We start from the raw sequence: 22,099 nt of genomic DNA, 5'->3' as shown, positions 1-22,099 counted from the left end.
GCGGGGTGGTGGCCCTGTTATGGGGCCGATGGGTGTGCGGTCTGCTCAGGCAATGCGCTGGCCAGCCACCCAGACTTCCTGCACGGTGAGTGCCTTATCCATCACAACAAAATCGGCGCGTTTGCCTGCGTGCAGGGTGCCTCGGTCATGCAGGCCCAGATACCGGGCCGGGTTGCGTGTGAGCAGCACGGCGGCCTGATGCAATGGCAGGCCCGCCTGCACCGCGTTGCGCAATGCGGTATCCAGTGTCAGCACACTCCCGGCCAGATTGCCGCCGGGCAGGCGGACCGCGCCGTGCTCCACCATAACCTGCTGCCCCCCCAAAAGGCTTGGACCATCGGGTAGCCCGGCGGCCCGCATGGCGTCTGTTACAAACAGCAGGCGTTCGGGCATAACGCGCTGGGCCAGCCGGAAGGTGGCGGGGTGGACGTGGTGCGTATCAAAAATCAGTTCGGCGTAGGCATCGCTGCACATTAGGGCTGTGGCGGGGCCGGGCTTGCGGCTTTCTATCCCAGCCATGGCGTTAAACAGGTGGGTGGCGCCTGTTACGCCCCCTGCGGAGCAGATGCGGCATATGGCCTGCTCGGTTTCTTCATACCCAGCAAGGGTGTGCCCAAGGCTGACCCGCACACCAGCCTGCGCAAAAAGCTGCATGGCTTCCTGCGCATGGGGGAGTTCAGGGGCGAGCGTTACAACGCGCACGCAGCCAAACGCCAGAACTTCTGCCACGCGTTCGGGGGTTGGCGCCAAGGCGTGGGGAGGCTGCGCACCCAGCTTGTGCGGGCTTACAAACGGGCCTTCCAAGTGTGCACCATGTATGTTTGGGCCGTCTGGCATGGTGGTACCGCAAACTTCGGCAATGGCGGCAAGTGCGCCAAGCACGTCTGCCCAAGGGCTGGTAATGGTGGTGGGCAGTATGGTGGTGGTGCCATGGCGGGCATGGAAACGGGCAAGTGTGTGAATGGCCTGTACGCCGTCCATGGTATCCGCCCCATTGCCGCCATGCACATGGCCATCAATAAAGCCGGGTAAAATATAACGGTCGGGAATAGCGGCGTTATCTGGCGTTACGGCCTGTATCTGCTCCGCAAAGGTTACATGGCCTGGAACAATGCGTTCGGGCAGAACAAGATGCCCCCTGAGTTCGGTCATGCTTCAGATTTCCTTCACCATAGGCGGGGTTTTGCGTAAATCCCTGTTCATGAAGTGGAGCGCGTACAGGGTGATGAGAGCGTAGGATAAAAGGGCAAGGCATGTGAATGCTGCCTGAAAACCCATGACGGGTTTTAAAAGAACAAAAAGCTGGGGCACAACCCCACCCCCGCAATATGCCATGACCAGAAAAGCCGAAACCTGCGCCGTATGTTGGCCGGAACCTTTAAGAACCAATGGAAACAGGGATGGAAATATCATGGAGTTTGCAAAACCCAGAAGGGTAACACAGGCAACGGACATGTAGCCGTGCGTAACCCATGCTCCCACGCTGAGCAGTCCCCCACACAGGCAGGAGAGGGGGAGATAGCGTTCCTGTGTGATCAGGCGGGGGGACAGGACAAGCCCCGCCACATACCCGCAGAGCATGAAAAAAAGAGTAAGGGATGTAAAAAACTTTGTCTGGTCAAGGGATATGCCAAAACCCTGTGCATAGGTTCCCACAGCATCACCCGAAAGTACTTCTACCCCTACATAAAAAAACATCGCCCCGGCACCCAGCAGGGTTCTGGCATTGAGGGAAGAGAGAAGTATTTTTATAAAACTTGTTTTTGAAGAACTGTTTTTGCAAATATCTGTACGAATTTCCGGTAGGGAGGACCGCAAAACCCACAGGGCTGTCAGGGCCAGAAAAAACGCCATGCCCATATAGGGCCAGTAAACACTGTTCAGAAAATCCTGTTGTACAGACAGGCGTTGAGCTGGGTCGGTCAGGGCGGGTAGGGTTGCGGATATGTCGGCCATGTGACGCATGGCCAGTGTGGCCAGCGCAACGGGGGCCACAATACCCCCCAGTTTGTTGCAGATACCCATAATGGCAATGCGCTGTGCACTGCGGTTTTCAGGGCCGAGAAAGCTGACATATGGGTTAATGGCCACCTGCAGCAGGGCCAGCCCCATGCCCAGTACCAAAAAGCCCCCCAGCGCACCGGGGTAGGAGCGCGCATGCAGGCACTGGCCAGTCAGCCCCATGCCGCCCGCCATGACCAGCAGGGCATAAACCAGCCCGTTTTTAAAACCGGTGCGTGTGACACTCAGGCTCGCGGGGATGGAAAAGACAAAATAGGAAAAGTAAAAAACAAGCGGCACCATAAATGCCGCCAGATCATTCAGGGTAAAGGCGACCCGCACAAAAGAGATCAGCGGGCCATTCAGCCATGTGACAAACCCGATGATGAAAAACAGAGCCGCGCTAAGCACCAGTGGCCGCCACCCATAAGGCCCAGCCGGGCAGGGTATGCGTGCGGCGGCTGTGGGCTGGGTGGGCGGCTGTGGCATGTCCGGCTATGGCCCGCTGTAAGGTTTTCAGGGTTTGGGGTATGGGGCCTAGTCGGCTGCCTGTGCATCCTTGGACGGCAGGCTGTCTATTTTTTCGCAGGCCTGACGCAGCTCGGTGGAGGGGTTGTGCGTCTCGCACAGTTTTTCCACATCGGCGGCGCAGGCCTCTATCGAATTTTCAAAGTCGGATTCAAGCACGTCCTCGGCAACCGTCAGGTCCTGGTTGCGGGTGTTTTCTTCATCCTTTTGCAAAAGATCCTGCGTTTTGTGCAGTTCCTTGAGCGATTCAATACAGGCAGGCCCCGCCGCGTCGGGCTTGAGGTGCAGAACCGCAAGTTCCTTTTGCAACTGGACGTTGTTGACGTTGTTGCGCGGGGCTGTCTCATCATCGGCCATGGCAAGGGAGCCTGCGCACAGGCCACCGGCCAGAAGAACGGATGCCATAGCGGCATGATACAAACGAAAACCGGACACGAGCACAATTCTCCTGAGTCTGCGACACTGCGCACCAATTACCCTGTTTTCTAGCCTGTCTGTGTCGGATAGGTAAAGAAACAACCCGGAAAAGCTGCCAGCAGGCTTGGCATGGACTTGGATTTGGTGCTAGGTGTGACCTCGGAAAGTCGGCGGTGGACGGACACCTTGCTAAACCGGTCAGGTCCGGAAGGAAGCAGCCATGGTGAGTTTCGTCCGGGTCATTGTTCGGCTTTCCACCCTAATTTTCCGCCCTTGTGGATCAGACCATTCTGCGCCGGTCAAACCGCGCATGCAGGGCGTGACCTTACACAGTCTGCGGGCATGGCATGAGTGATACGACTGACGAGCAGTTCCCTCACGATGAGGGGCTTCCCAGTCCGGAACCGGAAGGCCCCGGCCTGTTTGGTGATGCCGATCCGGCTCCCGCCCCCTCCGCGCCTCCCCCGCCAGTGCCCGATGCCGCAGCCCCTCCCTACAGGGTGCTTGCCCGCAAATACCGCCCCACAACATTTGATGACCTGATCGGCCAGGAGGCCATGGTCCGCACCCTGCGCAATGCGTTTGCGCTGGGGCGTGTGGCCCATGCCTTTATGCTGACCGGGGTGCGCGGGGTGGGCAAAACCACGACCGCACGCATTATTGCCCGTGCCCTTAACTGCACCGGGCCGGATGGCAACGGCGGCCCCACGGCTGACCCATGTGGTGTATGCCCCAACTGCGTGGCCATTCTGGCTGACCGCCACCCCGATGTGCTGGAAATGGACGCCGCCTCCCGCACAGGGGTGGATGATGTGCGCGAGATTATAGAGGCCACGCGCTTCCGCCCCATGCAGGGGCGTATGAAGGTCTTTATCATCGACGAAGTGCATATGCTCTCGCGCAATGCCTTTAACGCCCTGCTCAAAACGCTGGAAGAGCCGCCTGCGCAGGTGACGTTCATTTTTGCCACGACCGAACTGCGCAAGGTGCCGGTCACGGTTCTGTCGCGCTGCCAGCGGTTTGACCTGCGGCGCGTGCCACAGGCCGAACTGGCCGGCCTGTTCGCCCGGATTGCACAAAAGGAACACGTTGCCCTCTCCGACGATGCACTGGCCCTGATCGCCCGCGCGGCAGACGGCTCGGTGCGGGATGGCCTCTCCCTGCTGGATCAGGCCATTGCCCAGGGCAGTGGTGTGACGGATGAAGGCGGGGTTATTGGCGCAGGCATTGTGAGCGACATGCTGGGGCTGGCGGACCGCGAGGTGGTTTTCGACCTGCTCGACGCGGTGCTGACCGGCAAGCCCGACAAGGCCCTTGCCCTGCTGGATGCAGCCTATGCCCGTGGGGCTGACCCCGGCCTTGTGCTGGGGGATATGCTGGAGCTCGTGCATATTGTCTCCCGCCTGCGGGCTGTGCCCGGTCTGGGGGACTCGGCAGATATGCCAGAGGCCGAGCGGGTGCGGGGCACACATATGGCCAGCGCCTTTACCGTGCCCGTGCTCATGCGGGCATGGCAGATGCTGGTCAAGGGCGTGCGGGAGGTGGAGAGTGCACCAGACCGCCGCGCTGCAGCAGATATGGTGCTGATCCGCCTGTGTTACGTGGCCGATCTGCCCTCGCCCGAGGACCTGGTCAAACGCCTGAGTGCTACGCAGGACGATACCGGGCGTGGCGGAGCATCTGCCCCCCTTTCCGCGCCACAGGCCAGTGGCCCGTCCGGGCTGGCTGGTGCACCTGTGGGGAGTGCTGGCCCGAACGGGACCGGCGCTTTTGTGGCTCCACAGGGTGATGCAGCAGGTGGGCATGAGCCGCCGCGCCTGCGTATGGTCAGCTCCGGCGGTATGGCCGTGGCCGCGCCCGTACAGGCAGCAGCCCCTGTTGTGCAGCCCGTGGCCCCGGTTGAGCCGGCCCCTCCGCCGGTCCCGCGGACATGGCGGGAGGCCGTGGCGTTGGTCAGGGAGCAGCGCGAGGCAATTCTGCACGGGCAGTTACGGCATGCCGCGCATCTGATTTCTTTTGCCCCCGGGCGGATTGTTCTGCGGTTTGAGCGCGGGGTGCCGAGCGATATTGTGCCGCAGCTCCGCCGCGTGCTGGACCGCGCAACGGGCATAAGCTGGCAGATTGAAGCCGGGCAGGAGGACGGTGAGCCCACGCTGGACGCGCAGGGCGCGGAGGTTATCCAGTTCCGCCGGCGCGAGGCAGAGGCGCACCCGCTGGTCCGGGCTATTCTGAACGCTTTTCCCGATGCGCAGCTGGGTGAGGTGAATGACCACGGGCTGGATGATTACGGCCTCCCCCCGGAGGAGCCGCCCGAACTGCTGTTTGCTCCTCTGGATGCGCAGCCGCTGGATGAAGACGACCGACCATACGACCCCGGTGCCTCGCAGGACTGAAGTGAGCGGGCCGGGCTGGCAAAACAGCACGTTCTGGGCCAGATAGGGAACAGGTGATGCGCCGCAGGGGTGCGCCATAGCCGCACCATGCGGCAGACAGACAAGCTAAGGGGATGACCATGAAGAACCTTGCCTCACTGATGAAGCAGGCTACGCAGATGCAGTCCAAGATGGAAGCCATGCAGAGCACACTGGAAGCCATGAACATTGATGGTTCGGCCGGTGCAGGCATGGTCAGCGTTGTGCTGAGCGGCAAAGGGGACATGCGCTCCATTAAAATCGACCCCAAGCTGGCCGACCCGACCGAAATGGAAATGTTGCAGGACCTGATTGTTGCGGCCTGTGCGGATGCCCGCAAGAAGCTGGACGAAAAAGCAGCCGAGGAAATGCAGAAGGTCACCGGTGGGCTTAACCTGCCCGCAGGCATGAAACTGCCGTTCTGAACCGCAGATACAACCGACCTTGAGCGCGGGGGAAAGCAGGCGGGTATGGGTGGTCAGGAAATAGAGCAGCTTATTCGCCTGTTGGGGCGCCTGCCGGGTTTTGGCCCGCGCTCGGCCCGGCGTGTGGCGCTGTACCTGCTCCGCGAGCCCCATACACGGCTGGCCCCGCTGGCCCGCGCCATGGAACGGGCGGGGGAGGCCATTCGCACCTGCTCCTCCTGCGGAAATCTGGATACATCGGACCCGTGCCACATCTGCACCGACCCGCTGCGTGACAGGGGGCTGGTGTGTGTGGTGGAAACAGTGGGGGACCTGTGGGCGCTTGAACGTGCGGGGGTCCATAGGGGTGTTTATCAGGTTTTGGGGGGTACCCTGTCCCCTCTGGCTGGGGTTGGGCCGGAAGACCTTAACGTATCTGCCCTGATGACCCGCCTGCATGAAGGCACCGTACGCGAGGTTATTCTGGCTCTGGGCGCCACGGTGGAAGGAGCCACCACCATGCACTGGCTGATGGATCAGCTGGAAGCATATGAGGGGCTGACCATCAGCCGTGTGGCGCAGGGCGTGCCCATGGGGGGCGCTCTGGATGTGCTGGACGATGGCACTCTGGCCGCCGCTCTGGGTGCTCGTCGCCCTGCCTGACAGAGTGGCGCCAACCATTAAGGGAAGAATCATACCCGTGGACATGCAGCCGATCAGCCCGGCCATACCACGCCGCGCTCTGGTAACCGGGGGTAGCGAGCGGTTTGGTCAGGCCATTGTGCTTGGTCTTGCGCAGGCCGGGTTTGATGTGGCCATCCATGACCGCACCAACAGGGCCGGGGCGGAGGGCATATTGCATGCCGTGCGCGCGCTAGGCCGCACCGGCTGTGTGCTACAGGCCGACTTCATGCGGGAGGAGCAGGTGCAGGCCCTGTATGGGCAGGCCGCGCAGGCTCTTGGCGGCCCTTTGGGGGTGCTGGTCAACAATACCTCCACCTGTGAGCAGGATGAATGGGACAGTGCCTCGCTGGAAAGCTGGATGCTGCACATGAAGCCCAACCTGCGTGCGCCCTTTGTGCTGATTCAGGCCTTTGCCAAAGGGTTGCCCCAAGGGGCACAGGGCATGGTGCTGAATATGCTGGATGAGCATGTGTGGCCGCTATCGCCGCACTTTGTCAGCCATACCGTATCCAAAACTGCGCTGTGGACACTCACACAGACCATGGCGCAGGCCCTTGCTCCCAAAGGGATCAGGGTTAACGCCTTGGGTTCTGCTCCCGGTCCTGCCCTGCCCGGTTCCGGGCCGATGCAGGAACAGCCAGCACGGCAATGCGCGTCTGTGCCCCCCGCCCAGGACGCTTTGCCTGATCAGGCTGCGCGGGCAACCCTTGCCCTTTTGGCCCAGCCCTTTGTGACCGGGCAGATGCTGACCCTGAACAGTGGGCAACACCTGCAATGGTCCCCGGCCCTGTTGGCCGGACATGCCGTGGAAGAATAAAAGAATGGCCGTTTTTGCTCCGTGGGCCGACCAGCCGCCGCTGCGTTGCCTGTTTTTGAAGAACATGGTGCTCGATGCCCATATTGGCGTGTTCCCGCATGAGCAGGGTGTAACCCAGCGTATTCGGGTGTCGGTCCATTATGGGGTGGATGACCGCACGGATCTGGAGGTCGGGCCGGATGACCTGAGCCGTACGGTCTCGTACGAGCGGGTGGTCCAGCTTGTGCACCGTATTGTGCGTGAAGGGCATGTGCGGCTGGTGGAAACACTGGCCGAACGCATAGCCTCCGGCGTGCTGAGCGATGACCGCGTGCGTGTTGTGCGTGTGCGCATAGAAAAACTGGATGTGTTTGCAGAAATAGAAGGTGTGGGCGTGGAAATAGAGCGCCGCCCTGCAAGCTGATTTCTGGCCCCGGCCTGCCAGCCGGGGCTGGCGGCATAAAAAAAGCCCGCTGTATGCCAGCGGGCTTTTTTTGGTCTGAAACACAGATGTTCAGAACCCCCTGAGGGGTCAGGATTCGTGGTCTTCCGAATCCGTGTTGACATCGATGTCTGAGCTGATGTCGTCGTCATCATCATCCAGATCAGCGGTGTCTTCCATCACATCATCGTCGTCCGTATCGTCATCGGTGTCGATATCGATATCTTCATCGGCCTTCTTGATGGGGGCAGCACTCGCTGGAACGGGGGACAGGCTGTCAGAGTTGCGGCGCAGGCGCGGCACCAGAGCAGGCTGTTCCGTTCCGCATTTGGGGCAAATGGCGGGTGCGCGGTTCAGGTCATAAAAACGGGCACCACAGGACACGCAGACGCGTTTGGTGCCGAGATCGGGCTGGGACATCTTGCTACCTGTCAATCCTGAGCAGATATTGGGGCCAACGCCCCGGAACACGAACGAACCCCGAACAGCACCGGAGTGCTGGGACAGGACTCGAACCAGACTGTTAAGGCGATGCCCAATGCCACTGTGTTTCGGGTCGTGTCAAACCCGGAGTTTGCAAAAGGTGGTATTTTCTGCATCCCCACCCCTCTTTTTCTGCCCCTGCCCGGATTGACTTGCAGGCCGTCCCGCCGGAATGAAAAGAGCATGACACACGCATCCTCCCCCTCCGTCCGTCCGCTGCGGGTTACGCGCGCGCAGGCCCCTCTTTCCGGTTCCATCCGTGTGCCGGGTGATAAATCCATCAGCCATCGTGCCCTTATGTTTGCCTCCCTCGCACGGGGGGAAACTCATATTACCGGGCTTTTGGAAGGGGAGGACGTTCTGCGCACTGCGGCGGCCATGCGCGCGTTGGGCGCACAGGTAGCGCAGCACGCACCGGGGGACTGGCGCGTGAGTGGTCTGGGCATTGGCAAGCTGCGTGAGCCTGAGGATGTGCTGGATATGGGCAATTCCGGTACGGCGGCCCGTCTTTTGTCCGGTATTCTGGCCAGCCACGGCATGGTGTCGGTCATGACGGGGGACGCCAGCCTGCGCCGTAGGCCCATGAAGCGCGTCATGGACCCGCTGGCAGGTACCGGGGCCACCTTTATGGCGCGTGAGGGCGGACGTCTGCCCATGGCCATTCATGGTCTGGCGGACCCCAAGCCGCTGGATTACCGCCTGCCCGTGGCCTCTGCGCAGGTCAAATCCGCCGTGCTGCTGGCCGGGCTGAACGCACAGGGGCAGACACGGGTGGAAGAACCCGTAGCCACCCGTGACCATACCGAAAACATGCTCCGCCACTTTGGCGCACACGTTAAGGTGGAGGAAACCCCACAGGGTGGCCGGGTTATTCTGCTGCAGGGCCGCCCGGACCTTGTTGCGCGTGATGTGGTGGTGCCGGGGGACCCGTCCTCCGCCGCCTTCCCTATTGTTGCGGCACTGCTGGTGCCGGGGGCAGATATTACAATTTCCACCGTGGGGCTGAACCCCCTGCGCACCGGCCTGTTCATTACCTTGCAGGAAATGGGCGCACAGCTTGAGGTCACCAATATCCGCACCGAAGGGGGCGAGCTGGTGGGGGATTTGCATGTGCGTGCATCCAGCCTCAAAGGCGTGACCGTACCTGCCGACCGTGCTCCGTCCATGATTGATGAATACCCCATTCTGGCTGTGGCGGCGGCGCATGCTTCTGGCGTATCGCGCTTTTGCGGGGTGGAAGAACTGCGCGTGAAGGAGAGCGACCGTCTGGCCGCAACCGTGGCGCTGCTGGAAAACAATGGCGTTAAAACCGCAGTGGAGGGGGATGATCTGGTTGTGTACGGCACCGGCAACGCCATTCCCGGCGGTGGCATGGTGCAGACCCATATGGACCACCGTCTGGCCATGAGCGCATCCGTGCTGGGGCTGGTGGCCCAGAACCCGGTGGAAATAGATGATACCGCGTTCATAGACACCAGCTTCCCCGGCTATTTGCAGCTCATGAACAGCCTTGGCGCGGGGTTTGCACTATGACGCGCGGCGGACCCGTTATTGCCGTGGATGGTCCCGCGGCTGCCGGCAAGGGCACTCTGGCCCGCAAACTGGCCGAAGCACTGGGCCTGCCGTATCTGGATACTGGGTTGCTCTACCGTGCAGTCGGGCGGCTGGCCCTTGATGCCGGGCAGGACCCCGCACAACCCGCCGAACGGTTTGCCCAGGCCCTGACGCCAGAGGACATGCAGCGCAAGGACCTGCGCCTGCCAGATGCGGCTCTGGCAGCCAGCAAGGTGGCGGCCCAGCCTGCGGTACGTGCCGCTCTGGTGGAAACCCAGCGCCGGTTTGCCGCCCGGCAGGGGGCCGTGCTGGACGGGCGGGATATTGGCACGGCCATTTTCCCCGATGCGGATGTCAAACTGTTCATTACCGCATCCCCCGCCACCCGCACGCTCAGGCGCTTTTTGCAAAGCGGAGGGGACCCGGCCGCCCCCGATGCGCAAGCGCAGCTTCAGGCCATGGAAGACGCCCTGCGCGCGCGTGATGAAGCTGATGCAAGCCGGGATTCCGCCCCCATGCGGGTTGCGGATGACGCATACGTGATTGAGACGGACACGCTGGATGCACAGGCCGTTCTGGCCGAAGCCTTGCGGTTTGCGCGGGAACGACTCGTGGCTGCACGGGGCTGAATGCAGGCCCCCGTACAGGGGGCGCAAGCCGTGGTTACGCATTTTTTGCCCCCCATTTGCGTGATGGATGGCGCTTTAAGTTGACAAACCGGGGTCAGGTGTTCTCTGTGCAAACAGAAATCCGCCCCGATGGCGGGTTTTTCTGGATAACAGTCTGGCCTGACCCAAAAAGCGGGGGGTATTGCTACCCATCCGTTCCGTCGGGCAAGTCGTGCCGCAGTTTGCGGTGCGCAGGAACAGCCTGCACGCATGTTGCTGGCGGGCTCAGGATTTACGGTACCACATGGCTTCAGCCACCACCCAGACCACGGATCACTTCCGTGGCGAAGATTTTGCCGCCCTTCTTGATGAGACCCTTGGCCGCGATTCCGGCTTTGACGGGTCCGTTGTTCGCGGTCGCGTTGTTCGTCTGACCGACGACTACGCCATTGTTGACGTCGGCCTGAAGAGCGAAGGCCGCGTTTCCCTGCGTGAATTCGCACCTCCGGGCGTCAAGCCTGAAGTGCAGCCGGGCGATGTGATCGAACTGTACGTCGAGCGTTACGAAGATCGCGACGGCAGCATCGTTCTCTCCCGCGAAAAAGCACGCCGTGAAGAAGCCTGGACCAGCCTCGAAAAAGCTTTCGAAGCCAACCAGCGCGTTAACGGCACCATCTATGGCCGCGTTAAAGGTGGCTTTACGGTTGATCTGGGCGGCGCCATGGCGTTCCTTCCCGGCAGCCAGGTGGACATCCGCCCCGTGCGTGACGTCGGCCCGCTGATGGGTGTGCCCCAGCCGTTCCAGATTCTGAAGATGGACCGTGCACGTGGCAACATCGTTGTCTCCCGTCGTGCCGTTCTGGAAGAAACGCGTGCTGAACAGCGCAGCGAACTGATCCAGGGCCTGACCGAAGGCATGATCCTTGATGGCGTGGTCAAGAACATCACCGATTACGGTGCGTTCGTTGATCTGGGCGGCGTTGACGGCCTGCTGCATGTGACCGACATCGCATGGAAGCGCATCAACCACCCCTCCGAAGCACTGCAGATCGGCCAGCCGGTACGCGTGCAGGTGATCCGCTTCAACCCCGAAACGCAGCGCATCTCCCTTGGCATGAAGCAGCTTGAAGCTGATCCGTGGGAAAATGTGGCACTTAAGTACCCGCCGGGCGCTCGCTTTACGGGCCGCGTGACCAACATTACCGATTACGGCGCATTCGTTGAGCTGGAACCCGGTGTTGAAGGTCTGGTGCACGTTTCCGAAATGTCCTGGACGAAAAAGAACGTCCACCCCGGCAAAATCGTTGCGACCTCTCAGGAAGTGGACGTGATGGTTCTGGATGTGGATAGCTCCAAGCGCCGCATCTCTCTGGGTCTGAAGCAGGTTCAGCGCAATCCTTGGGAACAGTTCGCCGAAGAACACAAGGTTGGCTCCACCGTGGAAGGCGAAATCCGCAACATTACGGAATTCGGCCTGTTCATCGGCCTGTCCGCAGACATCGACGGCATGGTTCACATGTCCGACCTGTCCTGGGACGAAGCTGGCGAAGAAGCCATGAAGAACTACGAAAAGGGCCAGGTTGTAAAAGCCAAGGTTCTGGACGTGGACGTGGAAAAAGAACGTATCTCTCTGGGCATCAAGCAGCTTCAGGAAGATCCGGCAGCCGATGCGCTGGCCAGCATCCAGAAGGGCACGATCGTTACCTGCATCGTGACCGCTGTGCAGACCAACGGCATTGAAGTGAAGGTTGACGACGTTCTGAGCGGCTTCATCCGTCGTGCAGAACTGGCTCGTGACAAAGCCGAACAGCGCCCCGAACGCTTCGCCGTTGGCGAACGTGTGGACGCCAAGGTTGTGTCCGTTGACCGTGCATCCCGCAAAGTTGCCCTGACCATCAAGGGCCGCGAAGTGGAAGAAGACAAGCAGGCTATCAACGAATACGGCTCCGCAGATAGCGGTGCATCGCTCGGTGATATTCTGGGTGCAGCGATCCGTCGCCGTAACACCGAAGACTGAGCATAAAAAAACCGGGGTGGTTTGCGCCATCCCGGTTTGGCAAAATCATTTGCCATGCAAAAAAATAGCGCCCCACAAGGGCGCTATTTTTTTATGGGCTATGCTTTAGTCCAGACAGGCCTTGCGGAAGGCCGCAAACGCGCGGGCACGGTGGCTGATGGCGTTTTTCTGCTCATCCGTCATTTCCGCAAAGCTGCGGGTCTGGTTTTCGGGTTCAAAAATCGGGTCATATCCGTGGCCGTTGGCACCACGTGGAGGCCAGACAATCTGCCCGTCAATCCGCCCTTCAAAGCTGAATGTGCGCCCATCGGGGAAGGCAAGGCAGAGCACGCAGATAAACCACGCATTGCGTTCGTCCTGCCCGATGCCTTCCTCAATCCGGGCCATGGCGGCGTTAAAGTCCTTGTCCGGGCCAGCCCAGCGGGCGGAGTAAATACCCGGCGCACCCCCCAGAGCACTCACGCACAGGCCCGAATCATCGGCCAGTGCTGGCAGGTTGGCGGCACGGGCCGCTGCCAGCGCCTTGATGGCGGCATTGCCTGCAAAGGTTGTGGCGGTTTCCTCCGGTTCGGGCAGGTTTAATTCCCCGGCGGAGAGTACGGTAATGCCAAACTCCGCCATAAGGGCGGAAAATTCGGCCAGCTTGCCTGCGTTATGCGTGGCAAGTACCAGCCTGTCGCCGGATTTAAGGGTGGGGTTGGTCATGTTCAGGGCTGCTCTGCTGTGTTGACGGCAGTCAACTGGGCTTCAAACAGTTCGCCTGCACCTTTGCGGGCAAGGGCGAACAGGGAGTTAAAGGCATCCTCGCTAAAGGGGGCATGTTCGGCCGAGGCCTGAATTTCCACAATACGGTTATCAGCGCTGAGCACAAAGTTGGTGTCGGCCAGTGCGGCGCTGTCTTCCGTATAGTCAAGGTCCAGCACGGCGCCGGCACTGGTCAGCCCGCAGGATACGGCAGCGACCTGCCCGGTTAGTGGCATGCGTTGCAGCACGCGGTTGGCAACCAGTTTGCCAAGGGCCAGACGGAGGGCCACCCACGCGCCGGTAATGGAGGCACAGCGCGTGCCGCCATCGGCGTTCAGCACATCGCAATCCAGTGTAATGCAGAGTTCACCAAGGGCCTTAAGGTCCGTAACCGCGCGCAGGGAGCGGCCGATCAGGCGCTGGATTTCCTGCGTGCGGCCGGACTGCTTGCCCCGTGCGGCCTCACGGTTGCCGCGGGCGTGGGTGGCGCGGGGCAGCATGCCGTATTCCGCCGTAACCCACCCGCTGCCCTTGCCACGCAGGAAGGGGGGAACACGGTTTTCCACACTGGCGGTGCACAGGACCTCTGTGCCACCAATGCGGATAAGGGCAGAGCCTTCCGCATGGCGGGAAAAGCCGGTTTCTATAATAATCGGGCGCATCTGCCCGGCCTGTCGGCCTGATGGACGCATGCTGCTGCTCCTGCAAAACAATAACAAAGGGTTGCGCCTGCACATAAAATGCTTTTGGCAGGAGTAAAACCGGCAATAAGCCGTTATAATCGCTTATCAGACCGCCCAAAGGAGCCTGAGAGCCATGAAGCGTGGCCTGTTGCCCGCCCAAGCAATGCTACCTCCCGAACTGGATGGACGCTCCGCCAACATCCTGCGCGAGATTGTGGAAGAATACATGGCCAGTGGCGAACCCGTGGGGTCGCGCACTCTTTCACGCCGGTTGGGGCAGCCGCTTTCCCCCGCAACAATCCGCAATGTCATGGTCTCCCTGACCGAGGCGGGTCTGCTGTTTTCCCCGCATACATCGGCAGGCCGCCTGCCAACGGAAAAAGGGCTGCGCCTGTTTGTGGATGGGCTGCTCCAGTTTGGTGCGCTCTCCGAAGATGAGCAGAAGGTCATCGGTCATTCGCTGGAAGCGCGTGGACGCTCCTTGCAGGATACGTTGACCGAAGCATCCTCCCTGCTCGCAGGCATGTCCGATGCGGCGGGGCTGGTGGTGGCCCCCAAGGGTGAGGGCGGGATCAAGCACATAGAGTTCGTGGCGCTGGGTGGTAACCGTGCCCTTGTGGTGCTGGTGGGGGCGGATGGACATGTGGAAAACCGGGTGATCGAAATCCCGGCCGGGACTCCTCCCTCTGCGCTGGTGGAGGCTGCCAATTACCTGAACGCGCGCGCCATGGGGGCATCCCTGCCCGACCTGCGCCACCGCGTAGGGGCGGAAATGAGCGAAAACCGCACGGTGCTGAACAGCCTGACCGCCGAGGTGGTGGAGAGTGGTCTGGCGATCTGGAACACCGAGCGGGGGGAAAGTGGCGGCACGCTGATCGTGCGTGGCCAGTCCCGCCTGCTGGCTGATGTGGACGGGCAGGAGCGCCTTGTTGCCATCCAGACCCTGTTTGACCGGCTGGAAGCGCAGGAGACAATGCTGCGTCTGCTGGAACTGGTTGAAAGTTCGGAAGGGGTGCGCATCTTTATTGGCGCGGAAAGTGGTCTGTTTGGTACCACCGGCATGTCCGTTGTCATGGCTCCGGCCAGAAACGAGGCCAACAGGATTGTCGGGGCCATAGGCGTTATTGGCCCGACGCGCATAAATTACGGGCGTGTTGTGCCCGTGGTGGACTATACAGCGCGCATATTGGGCGAACTGCTGGGTCAGGCGTAAAAGCCGGGTCTGTCAGGGTTTGGAGCACAGGTCGGAATTCCGCCACGATTGTAAAGAGAATGGCAATGGCGAGGAGACGACAGAATATGGGAATGATAAAGGACCGGTATGATACGCACTCCACCTTCTGGTGATCCGGATTCTTCCCCCCCCCATGACCGGGATACAACACGGTCCTTTTTGTTAGGCAGGCCGCGCTTTCGCCAATGGCGTATGCTGCTGGGCACGGCTGCGGCCGTGTTGCTGGTGGGCAGTGCTGGCGGGGCCGTGGTGGTGTGGTCGCAATACCAGAGTATTGTGGCCGACCTGCCAACAGTGGATGGCCTGCGCTCCTATCAGCCGCCGGTCATGAGCCGCCTGTACGCATCGGATGACCAGCTTGTCGCCGAACTGGCGGACGAGCGGCGGGTGTTTGTGCCCTCCAACGCCATTCCCGACCGGGTGAAAAGTGCGTTTATCGCGGCGGAAGACCAGAAGTTCTGGACCCATAAGGGTGTGGACCCCGCCGCGATTATCCGCGCGGGCCTGACCGACCTGACACGTGGGCGCGGGCGCAGGCCCATTGGTGCGTCCACCATTACGCAGCAGGTTGCCCGCGTCATGCTGCTGGGGAGCAATGCTGTCTCGTTCAAGCGTAAGGCCAAGGAAGCATTCCTGGCCATGCGCATCGAGCAGGTTCTGCCCAAGGAAAAAATCCTCGAGATTTACCTGAACGAAATTTATCTGGGTAACGGTGCCTATGGCATTGGTGCTGCTGCCCAGACGTATTTTAACAAACCTCTGGACCAACTGGATAACGCGGAGGTCGCGTTTCTGGCGGCGCTGCCCAAGTCGCCCACCAATTACAACCCTGCCCGCTTCCCCGATGCAGCGCGGGGCCGCCGCAACTGGGTGCTGGAGCGCATGGCCGATATTGGCGCCATTACGCAGGCCGAGGCCCGTATGGCCGAGGCGGAGCCGCTTGTCAGCATCAGCTATTCCCGCCCCGGCCCTGCTCCCGGCTCCGAATGGTTTGCCGAGGAAGTCCGGCGTGAACTGCTGGAAAAATATGGTCAGGATGTCACCATGCAGGGGGGGCTGGATGTGCATACCAGTCTGGACCTGCCCCTCCAGCGTGCGGCCCAGACCATTTTGCAGCAGGGGCTTATGGCGTATGACCGCCAGCACCGTGGCTGGCACGGCCCTGTTACGCACCTGAATACCCCTGTGCCGCTCACGCAGGACGAGTGGGTGCGCGCCCTGCGCACGGTCAGTGCTCCGGCCGGCATGCTGGACCAGTGGCGTCTGGCCATTGTGCTGGATGGCAACAAGGGGCAGGTCGGCTGGCTGGAAGGCAGCGTGGTCCGCCGCAATGTTGCGCAGGGGGGTGAACCCCATACAGGGCAGATCCAGCCCAAGGATATGGCATGGGTCCGCCGTGCCCGCCCCCTCCGCACGGGTGACATTGTGATGGTCGAACCCCAGAGCGGGCAGTCCGGTGTTGCGCTAATGCAGATACCGGTTGTGGAAGGCGCTATTGTCACCATGAACGCCCGCACGGGGCGTGTTCTTGCCCTGGTGGGGGGGTGGTCTTTTCAGGCTTCACAGTTTGACCGGGCCACACAGGCGTTGCGCCAGCCGGGCTCCTCCTTCAAGCCATTTGTCTATCTACAGGCCATGGAGCAGGGTATATCGCCCTCTCAGGAGTTTGATGACTCCCCCGTGTCCTACGGCACATGGCACCCCAATAACTACGAAAAAGACTTCTGGGGCCCCACGTCCCTGCATGATGCGCTGCGTGAATCGCGCAACCTTGTGACCATTCGCCTTGCCGCCCATCTGGGCATGAACACGGTTGCGGATACGGCCATCAAGCTCGGGTTGGTGGATAGCATGCCCCACGTGCTGCCTGCAGCGCTGGGTGCTGTGGAAACCACGGTGCTCAAGGAGGCCGGAGCCTACGCCGCCCTTGCCGCCGGAGGGCGCAGGATTACCCCGACCCTGATTGATGATGTGCAGGACCGTGATGGGCATGTCATCTGGCGGCCTGCAAGCGGGTTGTCTCTGGTTGCGGCGTCTTCCCTGCCTGCCGGGGGGGCTGGCGCAGCCAATGGGGGGGACGCCATACACCCGGATGCACCGCAGGCAAATGCCGGTGGTGCGGGCTCTGGCCAGCCTTCCCCCCAGCCGTCGGTTGTGGTGCTTACACCGCAGGACCTCCCCGCTTTGCGTGATGACAGGCCCGTGGCGGCATCCGAGCAGAGTGCCTTCCAGATCACGACCATGCTGCAGGACGTTATCCGGCGCGGTACGGGTGTGCGTGCGGGTGAGGGCATAGATACGCCCATCGCAGGCAAAACCGGCACCAGCCAAAACTTTAACGATGCCTGGTTCGCAGGTTACACGCCTGAGCTGGTGACAGTCGTGTGGGTCGGATTTGATACACCTCAGTCCCTTGGACGGAACGAGACGGGGGGCGCCATTGCCGGCCCGTTGTGGAACAAGGTGATGAAGACGGCCCTCAAGGACCAGCCCAAGCTCGACTTTGCTGCCCCCGATGGCGTGACACTGGTCAGCTACGATACGGGCCGTGGTGTTGCGATAGATGCGTTCAAGGACGGTCAGCTCCCCGGTGTGAGTGCCAACCTGCTGAGCAACGTGGATGCCCAGGAGCTGAGTGCCGCCGATACAGGGGCCGAGAACATGCCGGATTCGGAAAGCGATATGGCGGCCAGCGTCAATGGTTCCGGCCCGTCTGGTGCGGCTGCGGCCAGCCCGGCCGAAGGCAACAGCGCACCCCCTCCCGCACCTTCTGGGGGTGACATTGGCATGGGTGGCCTTTATTGAAGGCCGCAGAGAACGGAATGGGACGATAATTCCCCCAAAGCAGATGGAGAACAGGCCCGATGTCCGCCGAGACAGAAGCCCTTAACGAACAGATCAAGCAGTCGGTCGCACTGCTGAGGAGGCATCTTTAACTGGGATGTCGCTGAAGCCCGCCTTGCGGAACTGAACAACCAGGCCGAAGACCCCGACCTGTGGAATAACCCCGAAGCCGCGCAGAAAATGATGCGCGAGCGTACGCTTCTGGCCAACCAGATCGAGGGTGTGCAGGCGTTGGAAACCAACGTGAACGACACCTCCGAACTGATTGAAATGGCCGAAGCCGAAGGGGATGCCGATCTGGTGGCCGAGGGGCTGGCCAGCCTGCGCGCCTTGGCGGAAGAAGCCAAACGGCGTGAGATTGAAAGCCTGCTTTCTGGCGAGGCGGATAGCAATGACTGCTATCTGGAAGTCAACGCAGGGGCCGGTGGTACGGAGGCGCAGGACTGGGCCGAAATGATGCTGCGCATGTACACCCGCTGGGCAGAAGCGCATGATTACAAGGTCACGCTGATTGAAAGCTCGGAGGGCGAACAGGCCGGGCTTAAATCCGCAACCATTCTGGTTTCCGGCCCCAATGCCTATGGCTGGCTGAAGACCGAAGCAGGTGTACACCGGCTTGTGCGCATTTCTCCTTTTGATGCAGCAGCCCGCCGCCAGACGTCCTTTGCATCGGTCTGGGTTTATCCGGTTATTGATGATTCAATTGAAATTGAAATCAATGACGCGGACCTGAAGGTGGACACTTTCCGTGCTTCCGGCGCGGGTGGTCAGCACGTGAACAAGACGGATTCCGCTATCCGTATCACCCATATCCCTACCGGGATTGTGGTCGCGTGCCAGACAGACCGCTCCCAGCACAGGAACCGCGCTACGGCCATGCAGATGCTGCGTGCACGGATGTACGAAGCCGAACTGCAACGGCGTGAGGCGGCAGCGGCTGAAGCGGAAGCCGCCAAGACCGATATTGGCTGGGGGCACCAGATACGTTCGTATGTTCTGGCCCCTTACCAGATGGTCAAGGACCTGCGCACAAGTGTTGAAACCGGCAACCCCGATGCCGTTCTGGATGGGGAACTGGACGCATTTATGGCGGCAGCACTGGCCATGCGCGTAGGGGCAACCCGCTCGGAGGCAAGTGCCAGCGCGCAGTAGGCCGGGGCTGTTTGGTCCGGCCCGTTACGCGGGATGGTAAAAAAGGCGGGCTCCTTGCAGGGACCCGCCTTTTTTTGTGTTTATAAAGTACTTAACTTCATAAAGTTCATATGCAAACTTTTCTCATATAACCTGCTTGACATCTGCCGTGCCAGATTGCCCAATCAACCCAATGGATAAAGGTATGTCAGCAGGCGTGCCGGTTCTGAGCCATATGGCCAGATTAAAATTCCTGAGTGTTTTTCGTGGCTGAAAGCGAAACAGAGATGTTTTGTTTGGCGGCTTGAAGAGGGAGGGCCAGAATGAGTAACCCTGAGCAGCAGCCAGGTTCGGCAAAGTATGCCTTTCGGGCAAGTGCTGCTGTTGGTGTGATTGCGTTCCTGCTTGTGCTGATCATGCATGTGCTGGGCATATGGGGACTGATCTACGGGATGGGGAATGGTGACAGCCCGCCCCCGCCGGCCAGACCGCCCATTCAGACGCGCGTTCTGCCGCCGCCACCCCCTCCGCCGCCGCCTCCGCCGCCTCCACCACCCCCGCCGGTTATGACGGTGCCTCCGCCGCCGTTCATTCCGCCGCCAAAGATCGAGGTGCCGCCGCCCCCCAAGCCACCCATGAAGCACGTGGCCCGCACACCGCCCAAGCAGCCTGTGGCTCCGCCAACCCAGACCGCAAAGGCCCCGCCCGCGGACACACCGCCCAATGATTCGCCCGATACAACGGCCGGAACATCGCCGCTGAACAATGTGCGCCCCGTCTATCCGCCAGAAATGGAGGAAGACAACATTGAAGGCCGCGTAACCATTGTGTGTGATGTGGAAATCACGGGCATGACCAGCAACTGCCGTGTGCAGTCCGTAACCGGCGGTCAGGCATTTGCCCAGTCCGCGCTGGATTACGTGAGCAAGGCCCGCTACCGGCCTGCAAGCCGCAATGGTGTGCCCGTGCGGGAAGTGAACAAGACATATGTCATCCGCTTCCGGCTGGATGACTGACACAGACTAACGGTTCGGCCTTGTGCCGGACTTCTGGATAACACAGCAACACGGACCCGCCCGGTCCGCTCCGGCAGGGGAACAGGACCGGGCCTTTGGATGAGGATCTTGAGTAAAATGAGCAGACTGCCCCGTTCTTTTGTGTCAGGTCTTGCCGCTCCGGCTCTTGCGCTGCTGATGAGCACGGCAGCCCCCATTGCCGCCTTTGCGCAGGATGCCGCAGCCCCCGCACCGGCAGCCCCGGCGGCTACCGCTCCTGCGGCCCCGGCAGCCACAGCTCCGGCAGATGGCGCTGCTGCCCCTGCCCCCGGCCCGGCCACACCCGCCGCCCCGGATGCCGCAACAACCCCCACACCCACCGATGGCACAACAGCCCCGACCCCGGCCGCCGCTGCAGCAGCAGAAGCTCCTGCGCCGGACGCCAAGGATGACGCCAACCCCTACGGCCTGTCCGCCCTGTGGTCGAACGGTGATATTATTGCCCGTGGCGTGCTGCTGATCATGCTCGTCATGTCGCTTGGCACATGGTTCATCATGATCACCAAGTTCATCGAACAGGGGCGTCTGTTTGCCGCTGGCAAGGATGCCACCAAAAACTTCTGGACCAAGCACAGCATTCAGGAAGGGGCTTCCGCACTCTCCACCTCCTCCCCGTTCCGCTACATTGCCGATACCGGCATTACGGCAGCCGAACACCATGAAGGCACGATGCAGGAAGCCATTGACCTGCATAGCTGGACCTCCATGTCCATCCAGCGTGCGGTCAACAACATCCAGAACAGCCTGCAGAAGGGGCTGGCCTTCCTGGGCACCGTGGGGTCCACATCCCCGTTCATCGGGCTGTTCGGCACGGTCTGGGGTATTTACCATGCACTCACCGCCATTGGCATTGCCGGTCAGGCATCCATCGACAAGGTTGCCGGTCCTGTGGGTGAATCCCTGATCATGACCGCCATTGGTCTGGCAACGGCTGTGCCTGCGGTGCTGGGTTACAACCTGCTGGTGCGCCGCAACAAGGGGGCCATGGACCAGGTGCGCGACTTTGCCGATGACCTGCAGTCCATCCTGATCGGTGGCGTGCGCCACGGTGCAGCTGCGGAGAGCGTGCGGGTCAACGCCGATAACTCCCCGACCACGGTCACAACCTCCAACCGGGTGGGCTGAACCATGGGAATGCAGGTTGGCAACGGAGGAGGGGACGACGAAGTCGTCTCCGCCATCAACACGACCCCTCTGGTGGATGTGATGCTGGTTCTGCTGATCATCTTCCTGATCACCATTCCGGTGGCCACCCATACGGTCAAGGTCAACCTGCCGCGCGACATGAACCAGCCCACCCAGACCAAGATGAGCAACGTGGTGCTGGCGGTTACGGCGGATGGCAAGGCCTTCTGGGATGAAACCCCGCTGAAGGACCAGGCTGACCTGCTGGAGCATCTGGAAAAGGTGGCGGTGGTCAAACCGCAACCGCAGATCCAGATCCGTGGGGACATGAAGGCGCGGTATGAGACGGTCGGCAGGATGGTGGCGGCATGCCAGCAGGCTGGCATCTATCATATCGACTTCATTACCGAGAAGCCGAAGACCAACTGACAACGGCGGGCTGCGGCCCCCGTCCCCCGCGCGGCACGCGTGGGGGCAGGAGTGAAGAGAGTAACTGATCATGGGCATGAATGTCGGGTCGGATAGCACAACGGAAGACGAAGGCATTGTCGACATCAACACCACGCCATTGATTGACGTGATGCTGGTTCTGCTGATCATGCTGATCATCACCATCCCGTTGCAGACCCAATCTGTTGCGATTGATCTGCCGCAGGGCAACCCGCCGCCTTCGACGGAGGAGGTTCCGGTTGTGACCCTTGTGGTGGATTTTGATAATACGATTACCTGGAACGGACAGCCGGTTAACAGCGAGGAGGAACTGCAGGCCCACCTGCGCGAGATTGCCTCCGCCCAGCCCAAGCCCGAGTTCCACATCCAGCCCAACCGGCTGGCTGATTACAAGACTGTCGTCCATGTCATGGCCGATGCCCAGAGGCTCGGGGTCACCCAGATGGGCATCGTCGGGCAGGAACAGTTCGTCGATCAGTAAGGGAGTG

The 22,099-nt window shown here is 61.2% G+C and carries 21 protein-coding genes and 1 other RNA gene; 16 read left to right on the top strand and 6 right to left on the bottom strand.

What is annotated here, in order from left to right:
* Positions 1 to 45: 45 nt before the first annotated feature.
* From ACSYTG_RS12750 to ACSYTG_RS12740, 3 genes are read right to left on the bottom strand one after another with little or no spacing between them, the layout of a single operon-like run.
* Positions 46 to 1,152 (bottom strand): N-acetylglucosamine-6-phosphate deacetylase, encoded by a 1,107-nt coding sequence (locus ACSYTG_RS12750; protein ID WP_489783406.1) that lies wholly within the window; start codon positions 1,150 to 1,152, stop codon positions 46 to 48.
* Positions 1,153 to 1,155: 3 nt separating this feature from the next.
* Positions 1,156 to 2,490 carry a glucose/galactose MFS transporter gene (gene gluP, locus ACSYTG_RS12745; protein WP_489783405.1) on the bottom strand — a complete coding sequence of 445 codons (1,335 nt, stop codon included), beginning with the start codon at positions 2,488 to 2,490 and terminating at the stop codon, positions 1,156 to 1,158.
* A 48-nt stretch (positions 2,491 to 2,538) separates the two neighbouring features.
* Entirely contained in the window at positions 2,539 to 2,964 is a 426-nt protein-coding gene (locus ACSYTG_RS12740) for a hypothetical protein (protein WP_489783404.1), read from the bottom strand.
* A 143-nt stretch (positions 2,965 to 3,107) separates the two neighbouring features.
* Here ACSYTG_RS12740 and ffs point away from each other — a divergent pair.
* The 6 genes from ffs (at position 3,108) to folB (ending at position 7,665) form a co-directional block, all read left to right on the top strand.
* An RNA gene (ffs, locus tag ACSYTG_RS12735) (signal recognition particle sRNA small type) lies at positions 3,108 to 3,205 on the top strand.
* 88 nt (positions 3,206 to 3,293) lie between these two features.
* A complete protein-coding gene (locus ACSYTG_RS12730; protein ID WP_489783403.1) occupies positions 3,294 to 5,339 on the top strand; it encodes a DNA polymerase III subunit gamma/tau in 2,046 nt (681 codons plus the stop codon).
* Positions 5,340 to 5,458: 119 nt separating this feature from the next.
* Positions 5,459 to 5,782, top strand: coding sequence for a YbaB/EbfC family nucleoid-associated protein (locus ACSYTG_RS12725; protein WP_086646945.1), 324 nt, complete (start codon positions 5,459 to 5,461; stop codon positions 5,780 to 5,782).
* A 45-nt stretch (positions 5,783 to 5,827) separates the two neighbouring features.
* A complete protein-coding gene (recR, locus tag ACSYTG_RS12720; RefSeq protein WP_086646891.1) occupies positions 5,828 to 6,424 on the top strand; it encodes a recombination mediator RecR in 597 nt (198 codons plus the stop codon).
* Positions 6,425 to 6,455: 31 nt separating this feature from the next.
* Entirely contained in the window at positions 6,456 to 7,262 is an 807-nt protein-coding gene (locus ACSYTG_RS12715; protein ID WP_489783521.1) for an SDR family oxidoreductase, read from the top strand.
* A gap of 4 nt (positions 7,263 to 7,266) precedes the next feature.
* The gene (gene folB, locus ACSYTG_RS12710) at positions 7,267 to 7,665 is read left to right on the top strand and encodes a dihydroneopterin aldolase (protein ID WP_086646890.1); all 399 of its coding nucleotides are present in this window, start codon (positions 7,267 to 7,269) and stop codon (positions 7,663 to 7,665) included.
* 108 nt (positions 7,666 to 7,773) lie between these two features.
* Here the strand turns inward: folB and ACSYTG_RS12705 are convergent, their stop codons facing one another.
* Complete coding sequence (locus tag ACSYTG_RS12705; RefSeq protein WP_086646889.1) at positions 7,774 to 8,103, bottom strand: TIGR02300 family protein; 330 nt, start codon at positions 8,101 to 8,103, stop codon at positions 7,774 to 7,776.
* Positions 8,104 to 8,349: 246 nt separating this feature from the next.
* On the opposite strand from ACSYTG_RS12705, the gene aroA reads away from it, so the two are divergent.
* From aroA to rpsA, 3 genes are all read left to right on the top strand, one after another.
* A complete protein-coding gene (gene aroA / locus ACSYTG_RS12700; RefSeq protein ID WP_489783402.1) occupies positions 8,350 to 9,699 on the top strand; it encodes a 3-phosphoshikimate 1-carboxyvinyltransferase in 1,350 nt (449 codons plus the stop codon).
* Positions 9,696 to 10,349, top strand: coding sequence for a (d)CMP kinase (gene cmk, locus ACSYTG_RS12695; protein WP_489783401.1), 654 nt, complete (start codon positions 9,696 to 9,698; stop codon positions 10,347 to 10,349). The genes aroA and cmk overlap by 4 nt, the downstream gene beginning before the upstream one ends.
* Before the next feature lie 283 nt (positions 10,350 to 10,632).
* Complete coding sequence (gene rpsA, locus ACSYTG_RS12690; RefSeq protein ID WP_086646887.1) at positions 10,633 to 12,345, top strand: 30S ribosomal protein S1; 1,713 nt, start codon at positions 10,633 to 10,635, stop codon at positions 12,343 to 12,345.
* 105 nt (positions 12,346 to 12,450) lie between these two features.
* On the opposite strand, the gene rdgB is transcribed toward rpsA, so the two are convergent.
* Both rdgB and rph read right to left on the bottom strand, forming a co-directional pair.
* Positions 12,451 to 13,050, bottom strand: a complete 600-nt coding sequence (gene rdgB / locus ACSYTG_RS12685) for an RdgB/HAM1 family non-canonical purine NTP pyrophosphatase (RefSeq protein ID WP_086646886.1) — start codon at positions 13,048 to 13,050, stop codon at positions 12,451 to 12,453.
* Positions 13,051 to 13,052: 2 nt separating this feature from the next.
* Positions 13,053 to 13,781, bottom strand: a complete 729-nt coding sequence (rph, locus tag ACSYTG_RS12680; RefSeq protein WP_086646885.1) for a ribonuclease PH — start codon at positions 13,779 to 13,781, stop codon at positions 13,053 to 13,055.
* Positions 13,782 to 13,905: 124 nt separating this feature from the next.
* Here rph and hrcA point away from each other — a divergent pair, with 124 nt between their 5' ends.
* From hrcA to ACSYTG_RS12645, 7 genes are all read left to right on the top strand, one after another.
* Positions 13,906 to 14,985, top strand: a complete 1,080-nt coding sequence (gene hrcA, locus ACSYTG_RS12675; protein ID WP_086646884.1) for a heat-inducible transcriptional repressor HrcA — start codon at positions 13,906 to 13,908, stop codon at positions 14,983 to 14,985.
* Between the two features lie 108 nt (positions 14,986 to 15,093).
* The gene (locus tag ACSYTG_RS12670; RefSeq protein WP_489783400.1) at positions 15,094 to 17,811 is read left to right on the top strand and encodes a penicillin-binding protein 1A; all 2,718 of its coding nucleotides are present in this window, start codon (positions 15,094 to 15,096) and stop codon (positions 17,809 to 17,811) included.
* Between the two features lie 59 nt (positions 17,812 to 17,870).
* Positions 17,871 to 19,002, top strand: a protein-coding gene (gene prfB / locus ACSYTG_RS12665; RefSeq protein WP_098123136.1) for a peptide chain release factor 2 whose coding sequence is annotated in 2 segments (ribosomal slippage) — positions 17,871 to 17,939 and positions 17,941 to 19,002 — 1,131 coding nt in all. Because the reading frame shifts where the segments join, the coding sequence is not laid out codon by codon here.
* A gap of 302 nt (positions 19,003 to 19,304) precedes the next feature.
* Positions 19,305 to 19,997: an energy transducer TonB gene (locus ACSYTG_RS12660; RefSeq protein WP_095349517.1), complete on the top strand. Its 693-nt coding sequence runs from the start codon at positions 19,305 to 19,307 to the stop codon at positions 19,995 to 19,997.
* Positions 19,998 to 20,114: 117 nt separating this feature from the next.
* A complete protein-coding gene (locus tag ACSYTG_RS12655; RefSeq protein ID WP_489783399.1) occupies positions 20,115 to 21,161 on the top strand; it encodes a MotA/TolQ/ExbB proton channel family protein in 1,047 nt (348 codons plus the stop codon).
* 3 nt (positions 21,162 to 21,164) lie between these two features.
* Entirely contained in the window at positions 21,165 to 21,590 is a 426-nt protein-coding gene (locus ACSYTG_RS12650; RefSeq protein ID WP_086646980.1) for an ExbD/TolR family protein, read from the top strand.
* A gap of 70 nt (positions 21,591 to 21,660) precedes the next feature.
* Complete coding sequence (locus tag ACSYTG_RS12645) at positions 21,661 to 22,092, top strand: ExbD/TolR family protein (protein WP_489783398.1); 432 nt, start codon at positions 21,661 to 21,663, stop codon at positions 22,090 to 22,092.
* The last annotated feature ends 7 nt before the right edge of the window (positions 22,093 to 22,099 follow it).

This window comes from Acetobacter sp. ESL1128 (assembly GCF_058505085.1).
This window is presented reverse-complemented; position numbering and strand designations above follow the sequence as displayed.